Annotated in this window: 11 protein-coding genes; 7 read left to right on the plus strand and 4 right to left on the minus strand. The window is 58.5% G+C overall.

Annotation, left to right across the window (positions count from 1 at the left end; translation table 11 throughout):
• On the plus strand, positions 1–1,210 hold a 1,210-nt coding region (locus IRZ24_RS09235; protein ID WP_297162928.1), incomplete at its 5' end, for an acyl-CoA dehydrogenase family protein.
• 90 nt (positions 1,211–1,300) lie between these two features.
• On the opposite strand, the gene IRZ24_RS09240 is transcribed toward IRZ24_RS09235, so the two are convergent.
• Positions 1,301–2,653 carry a hypothetical protein gene (locus IRZ24_RS09240; protein ID WP_297162931.1) on the minus strand — a complete coding sequence of 451 codons (1,353 nt, stop codon included), beginning with the start codon at positions 2,651–2,653 and terminating at the stop codon, positions 1,301–1,303.
• 419 nt (positions 2,654–3,072) lie between these two features.
• Positions 3,073–3,870, minus strand: coding sequence for an SDR family NAD(P)-dependent oxidoreductase (locus tag IRZ24_RS09245; RefSeq protein ID WP_297162934.1), 798 nt, complete (start codon positions 3,868–3,870; stop codon positions 3,073–3,075).
• A gap of 471 nt (positions 3,871–4,341) precedes the next feature.
• On the opposite strand from IRZ24_RS09245, the gene IRZ24_RS09250 reads away from it, so the two are divergent.
• The 3 genes from IRZ24_RS09250 (at position 4,342) to IRZ24_RS09260 (ending at position 6,094) form a co-directional block, all read left to right on the plus strand.
• The gene (locus tag IRZ24_RS09250; RefSeq protein WP_297162936.1) at positions 4,342–4,863 is read left to right on the plus strand and encodes a thiamine pyrophosphate-binding protein; all 522 of its coding nucleotides are present in this window, start codon (positions 4,342–4,344) and stop codon (positions 4,861–4,863) included.
• Positions 4,864–4,948: 85 nt separating this feature from the next.
• Positions 4,949–5,524 carry a thiamine pyrophosphate-dependent enzyme gene (locus tag IRZ24_RS09255; RefSeq protein WP_297162939.1) on the plus strand — a complete coding sequence of 192 codons (576 nt, stop codon included), beginning with the start codon at positions 4,949–4,951 and terminating at the stop codon, positions 5,522–5,524.
• Positions 5,525–5,764: 240 nt separating this feature from the next.
• On the plus strand, positions 5,765–6,094 hold the full coding sequence (locus IRZ24_RS09260; RefSeq protein WP_297162941.1) for a hypothetical protein: 330 nt from the start codon (positions 5,765–5,767) through the stop codon (positions 6,092–6,094).
• Positions 6,095–6,324: 230 nt separating this feature from the next.
• Here the strand turns inward: IRZ24_RS09260 and IRZ24_RS09265 are convergent, their stop codons facing one another.
• Positions 6,325–8,679: a xanthine dehydrogenase family protein molybdopterin-binding subunit gene (locus IRZ24_RS09265; protein ID WP_297162944.1), complete on the minus strand. Its 2,355-nt coding sequence runs from the start codon at positions 8,677–8,679 to the stop codon at positions 6,325–6,327.
• A 450-nt stretch (positions 8,680–9,129) separates the two neighbouring features.
• Between IRZ24_RS09265 and IRZ24_RS09270 the strand changes: the two genes are divergently transcribed.
• The 3 genes from IRZ24_RS09270 to IRZ24_RS09280 all read left to right on the plus strand — a co-directional run bounded on the left by IRZ24_RS09270 (position 9,130) and on the right by IRZ24_RS09280 (position 11,758).
• Positions 9,130–10,650 (plus strand): gluconokinase, encoded by a 1,521-nt coding sequence (locus IRZ24_RS09270; protein WP_297162947.1) that lies wholly within the window; start codon positions 9,130–9,132, stop codon positions 10,648–10,650.
• A 43-nt stretch (positions 10,651–10,693) separates the two neighbouring features.
• Complete coding sequence (locus IRZ24_RS09275) at positions 10,694–11,086, plus strand: DUF488 family protein (RefSeq protein WP_297162949.1); 393 nt, start codon at positions 10,694–10,696, stop codon at positions 11,084–11,086.
• 474 nt (positions 11,087–11,560) lie between these two features.
• The gene (locus tag IRZ24_RS09280; RefSeq protein ID WP_052890818.1) at positions 11,561–11,758 is read left to right on the plus strand and encodes a hypothetical protein; all 198 of its coding nucleotides are present in this window, start codon (positions 11,561–11,563) and stop codon (positions 11,756–11,758) included.
• 385 nt (positions 11,759–12,143) lie between these two features.
• On the opposite strand, the gene IRZ24_RS09285 is transcribed toward IRZ24_RS09280, so the two are convergent.
• Complete coding sequence (locus IRZ24_RS09285; RefSeq protein ID WP_297162952.1) at positions 12,144–12,830, minus strand: hypothetical protein; 687 nt, start codon at positions 12,828–12,830, stop codon at positions 12,144–12,146.
• Positions 12,831–13,180 lie beyond the last annotated feature (350 nt).

Raw genomic sequence — 13,180 nt, forward strand, 5'->3', positions numbered from 1 at the left:
TACCTACTCTGAGCGAGTCAATGAACTACGGCAGCGTCTCCTTGACTTCATGGAGCGCTATATTTACCCCAATCAAGAAACCTATCGCAGGCAGATAGAGGCCTCGGGCAATCCCCATCACCATGCAGAGATTGTCGACGAACTCAAGCAGAAGGCGAAGGCCGAGGGTCTCTGGAACCTCTTCATGACCGACCCGCGCTATGGGCCGGGCCTGAGCAACCTGGAATATGCTCCGCTGGCCGAAATCATGGGGCGCGTCAGTTGGGCCTCGGAAGTCTTCAACTGCGCGGCTCCCGATACCGGTAACATGGAGATCCTGGCGGAATTCGGCACACCGGAGCAAAAAGAGCAATGGCTCAAACCGCTGCTAGAGGGAGAGATCCGCTCAGCCTTTGCCATGACCGAGCCAGATGTTGCCAGCTCGGATGCCACCAATATCCAAATGACTATTGAGCGTCAAGGTGATGAGTACGTCCTCAATGGGCGCAAATGGTGGATCTCGGGAGCGGCGCGCCCGCGCTGCAAAATCTTGATTGTCATGGGCAAAACCGATCCCCACAATCCTGACCGGCATCGCCAGCAGAGCATGATTCTGGTACCGCGCGACACGCCAGGTGTCACCATTGTGCGTAGCCTGCCGGTCATGGGCTATCTGGATAACGAAAGCCACTGCGAGATTCGCTTTGAAAACGTGCGCGTGCCGGCGAGCAACCTATTAGGGGAGGAGGGGAGCGGTTTCGCCATTGCTCAGGCGCGTCTAGGGCCGGGCCGTATTCATCACTGTATGCGGGCCATCGGAGCAGCCCAGTATGCGCTCGAGCTGATGTGTCGTCGGGCCCAGGAACGCGTCGCCTTTGGCAAGCCGCTGGCGGAGCAGGGTGTCATCCAGGAATGGATTGCCCAATCGCATCTTGAGATTGAGCAGGCGCGCCTGCTGACCCTCAAGGCCGCCTGGATGATGGATACCCTGGGCAAGAAAGCGGCGCAGAAGGAAATTGCCATGATCAAGATTGTCGCGCCCACAGTACTCACCAATGTTGTCAATCGGGCGATTCAGGTCTTCGGCGCGGCGGGTCTGTGCGACGATTTCCCCCTGGCCTCGATGTGGGCCCACGGGCGCACCCTGCACATTGTGGACGGTCCTGACGAGGTGCATAAGCGCTCGCTGGCGCGCCTGCTGCTACGTGAGCAACGCCTGCCGCAGGCATAATCAACAAGAGGCGGGCGCCAGAGCCTGTACCTCAGCCCCTTCTCTTGTCTCTAAGATGGCTGTGACTGGCGCCTGCCTCTTCTCCTAGGCTCAGCTTGCCTGACCGCTGGGGTGAGCGGCACTGGCAGCAGAGGCGGAGACGGAGGCCGAGCCGGCGATACCAACGCTGAGCAGGTCCTGAAGCTCGTTCCAGGCATAGGCCAGAGGGGCCTGACGATAGCCAGGCTCGCCACGTCCCACCTGGATAGTGAGGCTGCCAATTGTCGCTTTCCAGGTACGTCGCCCTGTCCGGCGCACCAGCCGCCGGCGCGCAGCGTACTTGAGATAGTAGCGGGCCAGCCGGCGTACACTACGGGCCTTCAGCAGGCGCCGGTCGACATGCCTGCCAGCACGCTTTAACTGCAAGGCCTGGCGATTAATGGCTGCGACCAACTCATCCAGGGTGAAAGAGGGGCGACCTTCCTTGCTGCGCTGGACAAGGAAGCCGCTGGCGAGCTGGGTGCAAGTAAAGTGGGCGCTCAGCAGCCAGGCGCGGCGAAGCCGCTCGTACAGCTCGCGTTGTGGAAGCTGGGGAGCGCGCTCAATGGTCGGTGCCAGGCTGACAAAGACCCGTTTGCGGCGGCGCACCGTCATGAAATCGTACATGATGGCGATGGGGACAACGCGCGTCTCCGGTGGTCCTCCCCGCAGAAGGCGGTGAGGGGCCGCAGTAATCGGACCAACGCGACCATCAGGTGAGAGTTGACCCTCTGGGGCTCCCCAAAGTGAGCCACCGCGGGCCAGCCAGGCCGCCAGGGTGCTTAGCTGCTGCCTCAATTCCTCTAGGACCTGGTTCTTGACACCCCGATAGACCTCGGGCTGGAAGATCTCGGCACCGCTAAGGCGACGCAGAAGGCTGCGATAATGCCAGGAAAGCAGGCGCGATAAAGGAGCAGCGGCTAACCGCTGCTCCTGTTCGCCGGTGTTGCGCGCCCACTGCTGAAGGAAGGCCGGATTGAGGATTTCGCCCGCTGGACGATCACCCTCGCTCTGCAGAGCGTTCCGTAGCCATAGCTCGATTGGGCGCAAGTGGATGTTCTCAATCGGGCGCAGGCCAATGAAACGGAGGAACCTTCCCAGTGAGAGCAGCCCAAGGAGGCGCGAAAACCATGCCGGCTCGGGGACAATGCGGCTGAGAAAGCGCGGCGCGAAAGCGTCGCTGCGAATGGCAAAGAGCACGTCTCGGGTGACGGCTCGCCAGTTCCAACGAGCCAGGATTGTGGGAACCTCGATCATTGGATCGACGTCGCGTTTATGGGCCATTGCGAAGTAAACAGGCCCACGCGCGGGCAGGTGTTCCAGGCCGTGAAATTCGACTTTGTGAAAGAGCCGAACGCCTATCCAGAGAATACCTGCGATCAGAACCCGGCTGCAGGCGGCAAGCACTGCTGCAAGATGTCTCATGATGGCTCCTTGCTTCTCTAGCTAGCTGGCGGAGATGGATGATAGCTGCGCAGGATTAGCTGCTGCTTGCGTGTGTTGCCTTGTGGCGGTTGGCTGCAAGGCGCCGGGCCGGGTGCCTGCGGAGATCAGGCATTTGCGCGCTTTCAGGCGCTTCTTCTTTCAGGATAGCAGATGCAGATGAGCAGCGTCAACCTTGCTGGCAGGTAGGCTGGTAATCAGCAAAACAGCACGGAGCAGTCGGAGCATCAGCCTTACTGAGGGCCTGACTGGCTGAGCGGCAGGAATGAGTCCACGGCAGGAAAATAGGCGAAACTCCTTAATATACTGTCAAGCGGGCAAGAGATCAAGCGCCGATTAAGGGGGCAGGCGCCATCAGCGCTGATGTGGCCTGCCCGGAACCCAAATGACGGTGGTGTCACTCAAGACATGACGCCGCCACCGTCGATATTAATGGCTTGACCGTTAATCCCTTTGCTACTATCCAGGGCCAGAAAGACTGCTATAGCTGCTACCTCTTCTGGCTCAATGAGGCGATTTTGAGGGCTACTGCGTGCTAGAGCCTGACGCGCTTGCTCCTCGCTCATACCAGTGTGGGCCATAATGTTGCTGACACTGGCGTCTGTCATGGGTGTATTGACGTAGCTGGGACAGATAGCATTAACGGTGATGTTGTAGGGGAGCAGCTCGACGGCCAGGGCGCGTGTCAGGCCAAGAACGCCGTGCTTCGAGGCCGTGTAAGCGGCAATGTAGCGCCCGCCGACACGCGAGGCGATCGAGGCAATATTGATGATGCGCCCGTAGCGTTGCTCGATCAGCGTCGGCACGAAAGCCTTGCAGACATAGTAGACGCCCGTCAGGTTAACGGCCAGCAACCGGTGCCAGAGTTCATCGGGGTGGTTTAGAAATTTATGACTGCCAGCAATACCAGCGTTGTTGACAAGGATGTGGACGCCTCCCAGGCCGTTACGCAGTTCGTTGGCCATACGTTCGACCTGGGCAGGATCGGTCACGTCACAAGTGGTAAAGACACAGCGCCGGCCTTTGGCTTCGATCTGAGCTGCAAGCTCTTCCAGCTCGCTAGCACTACGTGCACAGATGCCCACATCGGCCCCGGCCTCGGCAAGGGCCAGAGCGATGGCGCGACCGATGCCTTTGCTAGCTCCTGTAACTACGGCGCGCTTGCCGGCCAGTGGATGCTGTTGCAGTAACTCAGTCATCGTCGGCTGATCCTCTCCTGTCCAAGGAAATGCACAATCACTGGAACATGCCTCGCTGCGATCATCACCCTGAGCCGGCCAGGGCCAGCCAGCTTACCTACTCCGTGAGGAGAGTCATGCCCGGGAACGGTACCATATGGGAAGCTACCTGCTCTGCACCTCTGTATCTGTATTGCTGGCTGCCTGTCTGAGCTTGAGGAAGAAAGAACGGCGATGGCCCAGCGCTTCCCCTTCTCTTTGGCAATGCTCGCGGAGGCTCCTTCTTTGGAGTATGCCACAGAGGCCGCTGCTTTTCCAGTTGGCGCCTGGCTGCCTTGTGGCTCCCTGCCGCTTGGTCTGCTCTACATCAATGTTCTATACTAGCCATAAAGCAAGCCGGAGCACCAGGCACGAGCCTCTCAAAAAGGCTCATGCATGCCAGCAACGCTGTTCTCTTTTCAGACACCACTTTCAGAGAGGAGGAAAGCAACGATGCCAGTTTCACTGGCTGGCGCGCGCCGCGTCTATGCGGCCCTCAAGGCTTGTGGTATTAAGCTGGTTTCCACCTTACCTGAAACCTGGCTTGTACCCTTACTCCATCTCATTGAAGCCGATCAGGAGATGCGCCTTGTACAGGTAGCGAGAGAAGAGGAGTCGATCGGCATTGCTGCAGGGGCCTACTTTGCCGGCGTCCCATCGGTCCACGTGATGCAGAATCATGGCTTTCTGGCGGCCATCAACCCATTGGTCTCGCTGGCCATGCTCTATAAGATCCCCGTGCTCTTGCTGATCAGCTATCGCGGTCACTGGGGGGAAAGGGACCCCTGGCAAACGCAGGGAGGCCTGGTCACGGAGCCGGTGCTGCGCGCGCTCACGATTCCCTACTACTGCTTGCGTCGTGAAGATGATGCGGCCCGGCGCCTCAAGGAGGCTCAGGCGCTGGCCCTCTCGGCCCTGCAACCGGTGGCTGTTCTGCTGACCCGAGAAGTGCTCTGGGAAGATGAGGAAAGCTAGGATCACTGTCCCTTGCAGCCGAGCAAAAATGGAAAAGTGTTTTTAGGGCAATCTATGAGAGAATTCCCAAAGAGGAGCGAATGACATGTTACGCGCTGACGCCCTGCGCGAGATCTATCCTGAGCTAGAACGGTGCATTGTAGTCACGATCATGGGGGCAGTCGCGGCTGAACTCTATGCCCTTGGTCATCGGCCCAACTTTTTCTATATGGAGCACTCAATGGGACTGGCCTCATCGGTAGGCCTGGGCCTGGCTCTTTCGCTCCCCGAGCAGCAGGTGATTGTCCTCGACGGCGATGGCTCTCTGCTCATGAATCTCGGCACACTCACAACGCTGGCCCGCTATCGGCCCTCCAATTTGCTACACATTGTCTTTGACAATGAGAGCCTGGTCTCAGTGGGGGGCTTTCCTACGGCGACCGCCAGCGGCAGCGATCTGGCGGCGATGGCGCGAGCGGCTGGCATACCGCTCGTGATGAAGGCGGAAACACCTGTCCAGTTCTCCACGGCAGTGACTCAGGCCTTAACACGCCGAGTGATGACAACCCTGGTGACCAAAGTGGAGGCGAGCAGTCCGGTCTCGTATCGGCTCGATCTAGACCTGCTAGAGAACCGTTTCCAATTCAAGCGCTATCTGGACTCGCTGCCGCATCCTTCTTGAGCTATTCCTCATAGAGGCGCCTTCTATAGCCAGTTTGCTGTCAGACGGCAGAGGATGAAACTACTGTTCAGACCCTGTCGTCTGGCTTTTATCTTTTTCTCAGAAGCAGTTCCGCAAGATAACAATAGATACCGTTAACTAATAGTTCTCTTGATCGTCCTCTCTAGAGAGATGCAGAGATATGCTTCTCTTAGAAAGGCCAACAGGCAAACCGTCGTTGGCTGAGCAGAGCAAGGGAAGATGAAGAAATCCACTACTCGTATTCTCTGCCTGATCAGTTTAGCACTGTGGATTATCGGCGGACTGATGTTGCTAGTGCCGCTCTTTAGCATCCTGGCCAATCCACAGGCAACTGCTGGGGAGGCCTCGCTGCTGATCGTTCTGTCGCCAGTTCTGTTGATCCCAGCGGCTATTCTCTACTTGATCGCCTGGGTTGGGGCACTGATCCGAGCAACGCAGCTTGGCCGTTGGGGCTGGTTTGCTGTGATCTTCTTTTTTGCTCTCATTGGCCTGCTGATCTATAGCTTCGTGGGACCGGAGACGCCGCTACCGACGGAGCCGCCTCTCTAGAGCTAGAAGCTGGCTGGCACGGGCAGCGAGCAGGAGCACTAGCGCGGCTGCCAACCTGACTCTGTTCAGCAGAGCAGCAGCGGGAGACGCGCGAGTGCGAGCACGCGTCTCCCATCAGAGGGACTAAGCGCGTCGTCTCGTGCTCCTGCTCACTTTGCTTATCCAGCACTGTTGTAAGGCAAGTAAGCCAGCAAGGAAGCACTGCGAGCCAGGGCCCTGCTCAGCCTTGCTCAGCTTGAAGAGCGAGCCGCCTGCAGGGTGCGCCAGATCTTTTCTGGCGTCAGCGGCATATCGATCTCCTTGACACCGAAAGGAGCCAGCGCATCGAGGACCGCATTGACCATAGCCGGTGGGGCGCCGATGGTGCCTGATTCGCCGATTCCCTTGGCCCCAAGTGGATTATTGGGAGAAGGCGATTCCACGAAATCACTGGTAAAAGGAGGGACCATTGTCGCCAATGGCAGAGCGTAGTCCTGCAAGGTGCCGCTAATGAGCTGGCCATGCTCATCGTAGAGCACCTGCTCATAGAGAGCCTGACCAATACCCTGAGCCAGGCCACCGTGTAGCTGGCCCTCTGCCAGCGTGTGATTGAGAATGCGCCCGGCGTCGTCGACGGCCACATAGCTCAGGGGATGGACCTCGCCGGTCTCGCTATCGATCTCGACGACGGCCATATGCGCGCCGAAAGAGAAGGTTGGACCTGCAGCGAAATCGCGACGGGCAGCCAGGCCGGTGATTGGCTGACCGCTCAGCGGGTCAGGAGGTTCTGGCTCCAGCAAGGAAGGTTCTTCCTCGGCCAGGCGAGCCAGCTCGCCGAAAGTAACAGAACGTGTTGGGGTTCCCTGGACCATCACTCGCCCGTCCTGTAGCACCAGATCTGCGGGGGCTGCCTCCAGCGCATGCGAAGCCAGACGCAGAACCTTCTCACGCACTGCCTGAGCTGCCAGCAAGACCACCGAGCCGCCCATCTGGGTCACGCGGCTAGCGAAGGTCCCGATGCTAAAAGCGGGCAGGTGGCTATCATTCAAGCGAACCTCGACCTGCTCTGGGGCAACCTGCAGCACCTCAGCAGCGATTTGAGTGAAGGCGGTCACATGGCCCTGGCCAGTCGAAGAGACGCCGCTTTCAACAAGGACGGTACCATCACGACGAATGCGTACAGTCGCCGCCTCACGTGGCTGAGTCCCCTCATCACCGGAAATCTCCGTAAAGGTTGCCAGTCCGATGCCAAGCAGACGCGGATCACCGGAGGCGCGACGCTCGCGCTGCCGGGCGCGCCAGCCCTCGTAATCGGCCAGCTCCAGCAGGCGGGAGAAAGCGGCCTGATAGTTGCCACTATCATAGCGCTGACCGGTGACGGTCTCGTAGGGAAAAGACTCCGGCGGAATCATATTGCGCCGTCGCACCTCGACTGGATCAAGGTTCAACTCGGCAGCGATACGATCGATAACGCGCTCGATGATATAGGTCGCCTCGGGACGGCCCGCGCCGCGGTAGGCCATAGTTGGAACCTTATTGGTGAAGGCGCCAATCACAGTACTCTCAACAGCCTCGATCTGGTAAGCTCCACAGACCAGGCGCGGTGTACGGATGGGCACAAGGGCCGTGATGCCCAAGAGAAAAGCGCCCAGATCGGCGATATTGCGCAGGCGCAAGGCCAGAAGGCGGCCATCGTCTTGATAAGCTGCTTCCACGTAGTTGATCTGACCACGCCCGTGAGTTTGGGCCTGCAGATTCTCGCGTCGCGTCTCAATCCATTTCACCGGACGGCCCAGTCGATAGGCGAGGGCGGCACAGACCAGTTCTTCGCCACCGAGGCGCGTCTTGGCCCCGAAGCCGCCACCGCTCATGGCGTTGTGCACATGCACGCGGCGATGATCCAACCTTAACGCCTCCGCCAACACCTGATGAGCCTGGTAGACGGCCTGAGACGAAAGCCAGGCGTGAAGCTGGCCAGTCTCGGGGTCGTAATCAAACAGACAGGCGCGATTCTCCAGCGAGGAAGGGGCCAGGCGCTGATTCTCCAGGCGCAGATGGATGACATGGCTAGCGCGCGCAAAAGCTTCCTCGACGTTGCCAGCTTTCAGCGGCATCTCAAAGGCTACATTGCTGCCGAACTCGGGATAGAGCAAGGGAGCATCAGGGGCTAGCGCGGCCTCGGGGTCGCTGACCGCCGGCAAAGGCTCGTAGTCGACCTCGACCAGATCAAGAGCGTCGGTGGCAATGGCCAGGTTCTCAGCGACAATGACCGCTACTGGCTCACCGACATAGCGAACCCTCTCCTGGGCCAGAGGTCGTTTCTCCGGGCGCTTGACGCCGGGCACAGGGACAGCAAAGATGGGCGGTAGCTCTGCCAGATCAGCGGCGCTGAAAGCCGCTACCACGCCTGGCAACCTACGCACTTCATCGAGATGGAGGCCCTCGATAGTGGCATGAGCGTAGGGACTGCGCACAAAAACCGCGTGCAGTATGGGCGGGCGTCCATTCAGCCTGATGTCATCCACAAAGCGGGCGCGCCCGGTGATCAGATCGTAATCCTCTACGCGGCGTCGGATTTCTGCCGGCTGCTTCATGGTCGTGCTCATGCGAATAGTCCTTCTGCGTGATCTTTCTCTGGGCCAGAGGTGGAATCCATCCAGGGGCTGTAGTCTATTATAAGACATCGATCTCTTCTTGTCCCGGCGGCAGCAGAGTCGCATTCCTCCTCTGCCTCGCGGCCTTCTTGACAAAAGTGGATGGGGGGAGGGTAGAGCACGGCACGGCATCTTGAAACGTATGATATGATCGAACTGATACACGGGAAGAACAGGAAATCTGGCCAACTTCGCGGCCGCTGCAGCGTGTCAACATAGGGGAAAGGTGGTTTGGTGCACCGCACCGCCTGGGGGAAGGGCAACGCGGTTGCCGTTCGTGCGCGACCTGCCTGCGATTTGCGGCTTAGGATTGCCGCAAGGCTTGTTCGTTTGCTTGCACAATTGCTCCCACCAAAGGGAAGACAGTGGAAGATAAGCTAGAAAAGAAGGAGCGTAGGAAGCGTGAAAGGTGCCGGATCGAGAGAGGCCTTGGCCGAGCCGACAGTACTGGCCATTGATGTGGGAACCTCTTCTGTGCGTGCCATGCTGATTGATGCGCGAGGCGAAGCTGTGCCAGGGACGCTCACGCAGTATCGTTATCAGCTCAGCACCTCGGGTGAGGGGGAAGCTAGCATCGACGGTGATAGGCTCGTGGAGCTGGTGGCCAGAACCATCGATGGTGTGTTAGAGGCGGCGGGCGCCATTGCCCACACCATCACTGCAGTAGCGACCGACACCTTCTGGCATAGCTTGATCGCTGTTGATGCCCAAGGGCAGGCTCTCTTGCCGCTGATCACCTGGGAGGATACGCGCGCTCATACGGCGGCGCGCGAGTTGCGGGCTGCCCTTGACGAGCGAGCTATTCATAGCCGTACAGGGGCGCCTTTGCAGAACAGCTACTGGCCGGCGCGGCTGCGCTGGTTGGCGCAAGTACAGCCGGAGCTTCTCAAGCAAAGTGCGCAGTGGCTTTCTTTCGGGGAGTTCCTGCATAGGCGTCTGCTCGGGCGCTCTATTTGTAGCCTCTCAATGGCTTCGGGCACAGGTCTGCTGAATCTGCGTAGTCTAAGCTGGGATGAGGAACTTTTGCAGGCTCTTGCAGTGCGCCCCGAACAGTTTCCACCGCTTGGTGACTTGCGCGATGCCCTGCAAGGGCTGCGTCCTGTTTATGCCCAGCGTTGGCCGTTGCTGAAAGATGTGCTTTGGTTCCCTGCCGTTGGGGATGGGGCCGCGGCGAACGTTGGTTCGGGCTGTGTGGTGGCTGCACGTTACGCTCTAACTATCGGTACCTCCAGCGCACTGCGGGTCACAGTACCAGCGGGTGACATTGAGCCGCCACCTGGCCTCTGGCTCTATTTGCTGGATGCCCGTCGGGCTTTGCTGGGGGGAGCCTTGAGCGAAGGGGGCAATCTCCTCTCCTGGCTGGCAGAGCTGCTGCGTCTCCCTCCACTGGACGAAGTGGAGCCGCTGGTCTCGGCTGTGCCACCTGATAGTCATGGCCTGACCATTCTGCCGTTTCTGGCGGGCGAGCGTAGCCCTGGCTGGCATACCGAGGCACGCATGACCGTCTCCGGTTTGCATCTGAAGCAGCGTCCGATAGATCTCTTACGGGCCGCGATGGAAGCCCTGGCTTATCGTCTAGCCATTGTCTACGAGCGTCTCAATACTCAGCCGCAGCTACGTGAGGCAGGGACGCAAATTATCGGCAGCGGCGGCGCTTTGCTACGCTCTCCAACTCTGCAGCAGATCATTGCTGATGTCTTGGGAGAGCCTCTCTATCCGCTGCGTGTACGTGAGGCTGCTGTCCGAGGGGTAGCCTTGCTGGCCCTGGAATCGCTTGGACTCCTGCCCGATGTAGCTCAGATCTCTCCGCCCCTGGCGGCACCTCTACTACCCGACCGTGCACGGGGTGAGCGCTATCGTCAAGCCATTGCCCGTCAGCAACGGCTTTATGAGCTACTCGTGGCCAACAACGGCGGCGTATGAGCCGATAGATAGGGCAGCGGAGGCTAGAAAGGAGAAGACAGCGATGTCAAAGGCGAATGAGGCACGAGTCATTCGACTCAAGCGTATCTATGAGGAGCCTGCGGAAGGCGATGGCACAAGGGTACTGGTCGAGCGGCTCTGGCCACGCGGCTTCTCACGCGAGCGGGCCCATATCGACCTCTGGCTCAAAGAGGTTGCTCCCAGCGATGCGCTGCGCCGTTGGTTCGCCCATGATCCTCAGAAATTTGCTGAGTTTCGCCGACGCTATGAGCAGGAGCTGCGCGATCATGCAGCAGCGCGAGCAGCTTTAGTCCATCTCCAGGAGCTGGCCCAGCGTGGGCCGCTCACCTTGGTCTATTCGGCGCGGGATAGCGAACATAACAATGCGGTTGTCCTGCGCGATCTCCTGCAGCGCGGCGAAGCCGCTGAGGGATAAGCGTTAGCATGGAGATAAGAACAGACCGGGATAGTCGCTGACCTGGTCCTCTGAGGCCCGACCCTTCTTGCCGTCAGTAGGGGACTCTTCCGGCTTGTTTTGTCCGCCTCCGCCAGCTAAGGGCGGCTGGCTGTAATCAGATTGGCCTCTCCTCTCTCGACCACCAGGCTAGACTAGACTGCGATCCTGCTTGTTGCTGGCCCTCTCCAAGGAACGGTACTGCCCTCTCGGGCAACAGTTGCTAGTGATAAGCTAGCCTGGGCGACTGCCACTTCTTGAGTGGGCCTGGCCTCCTCTTCCCGCTTTTCTGTCAGTTCGTGGGTAGCAACGTCCTTCTCAAAGGGGGATAGTACTGTTCTCCCTCTGACCGGTCAAATGTTGGATTCTGGAAATTCTCTCGGTAGACTCACGAGTGGCGCCAGAGAGAATGTGGTTGATGCACTGGTGAAGCAACAGAACGAAAGGGAGAAAAATATGAAGATCCAGCAATTCAAGTACCTCCACTGCTCAGAGGATCATGAAGAAGGTATTATTCTGGTTGATCCAGAGACCGAATCGATCCCGGTCACTGACGAGCGTGGGAATGTACTCTATTATTGCATGGGAGGCCAGCATGTATTTTCTTCCGATATGAATGGCCTGATCATGCAGAGTCTGCTGGATGACGAGTGAGTGGCAGATTATCAACGAAGGTAAGTGTGAAGACAGAAAAGGCCTATCTCTCACTCATCGCATTACAGGCGCCATACCCCACCCCACTTTGGGCCACACAGCCAGACGCGCAGAACTGAGCGCCCAGTTCTGCGCGTCTTTTCTTTGCAGGCCAGCCCTCAGCCCGTGGGGCCTGGTTCTAGCCACATGGGATCTGTAGTACGCGCTGATAAGCGGCAAGCAGGTATATCGGCGTGGACGATATGGATGGATAGATGACATGGCTAGCCGAACTAATCGTAGCCGCTGACTGAGAACAAAGGCTGGCGGGCCTGAGTAGTTAGTGGCATCGGCTGCGCCCTAGGGATAGGTGGTATGGGGGAAACTGCAAGCCGCGAGCTACAAGCTAGTCAATACTCAACAGCCAGCGAAGGCGCTCGCGGTTGCGGCGCAGGCGATCGATCAAGTTATGGTTAAGGCGGTAGATTTCCTTGATATCATTGAACTCATCGGCGCAGCGCAGTACGATCTCTCGGGGCTTGAGGCCGCAGTAGTAAAGCAAGTAGGCAAGACGTCGTTCGCGCTCATGGGGTAGCAGGCTCAAGATCGACTCCCAGGTGTGGTCGGTTTCCTCGTCGTCAAAGGCCTCCTCTGGCTTATGGAGAAGAGAGGTCTCCGGTTGGGAAAGGGTGATCTCCTGACGGCGTTGATAGCTGCGCAGTACATCTATGATGACCCCGTTCAGGGTGGCATGTAAGTAGCTCAGCACGGCCTTCAAACTTGGAAACTCAGGGGGATGTTCCTGGACTGCCTGCCAGAAGCGGCTGAAGGTCAGAGCGATGTAGTTTTCTTCTGAGTCGTATTGGAGGGCCTGGCTAGTGCCAGGATGAGTGCGCAGCCAGAGGCGAACGGTCTCGCTCAAGCATTGCTGCAGGAGCGTCCAGGCCTGGTCGGTTTGTTGCTCAACCGCGCGGCGAAATAGCTCCAGACAGTAACCATTGTCTGCTGCCTCATGCCGGCGCATGCGCTCCAGTTCGAGGGTACAGTAGCTGGCCAGTACTGTAAGGTTAAGTTCACTGAGTAGTTCTTCCATTGTGTTGTCCCCGCTGTTCTCACTCAGCAGCCCTCCAGTCCAATAGACTTCCGCCGCCAGCCGTCCCTGCCTGGCCGGTTGAGTATGAGGACCTGTGAATGGAATGTAAAAATATACATCTATAGATCTAATCTACTAGTAGAGAAAGCCCATATGTCGGGAGCGATGGCTTATGAGTTGCGGACATAACGCTCTTCACCCCGGGTTTGGAGAGCGATGTTGTGAGATGGCAAGTTCGGCTCTGCTCTTCTCTTCTTCAGTGGGTCAGAAACAAAACTTTCTTCGAGAATAACCGAATGCGCAAGAGCTTGTCAAGCGCAAGGCATATGCATTAAATACTGCTTTCTCTC

It is taken from the genome of Thermogemmatispora sp., assembly GCF_019683755.1.
Classification (GTDB): Bacteria; Chloroflexota; Ktedonobacteria; order Ktedonobacterales; family Ktedonobacteraceae; genus Thermogemmatispora.

Excerpts from the sequence above, each read along its gene's own strand:
- IRZ24_RS09240 (WP_297162931.1), bottom strand. The coding sequence starts at position 2,653 with ATGAGACATCTTGCAGCAGTGCTTGCCGCCTGCAGCCGGGTTCTGATC.
- IRZ24_RS09245 (WP_297162934.1), bottom strand. The coding sequence starts at position 3,870 with ATGACTGAGTTACTGCAACAGCATCCACTGGCCGGCAAGCGCGCCGTA.
- IRZ24_RS09250 (WP_297162936.1), top strand. The coding sequence starts at position 4,342 with ATGCCAGTTTCACTGGCTGGCGCGCGCCGCGTCTATGCGGCCCTCAAG.
- IRZ24_RS09255 (WP_297162939.1), top strand. The coding sequence starts at position 4,949 with ATGTTACGCGCTGACGCCCTGCGCGAGATCTATCCTGAGCTAGAACGG.
- IRZ24_RS09260 (WP_297162941.1), top strand. The coding sequence starts at position 5,765 with ATGAAGAAATCCACTACTCGTATTCTCTGCCTGATCAGTTTAGCACTG.
- IRZ24_RS09265 (WP_297162944.1), bottom strand. The coding sequence starts at position 8,679 with ATGAGCACGACCATGAAGCAGCCGGCAGAAATCCGACGCCGCGTAGAG.
- IRZ24_RS09275 (WP_297162949.1), top strand. The coding sequence starts at position 10,694 with ATGTCAAAGGCGAATGAGGCACGAGTCATTCGACTCAAGCGTATCTAT.
- IRZ24_RS09280 (WP_052890818.1), top strand. The coding sequence starts at position 11,561 with ATGAAGATCCAGCAATTCAAGTACCTCCACTGCTCAGAGGATCATGAA.
- IRZ24_RS09285 (WP_297162952.1), bottom strand. The coding sequence starts at position 12,830 with ATGGAAGAACTACTCAGTGAACTTAACCTTACAGTACTGGCCAGCTAC.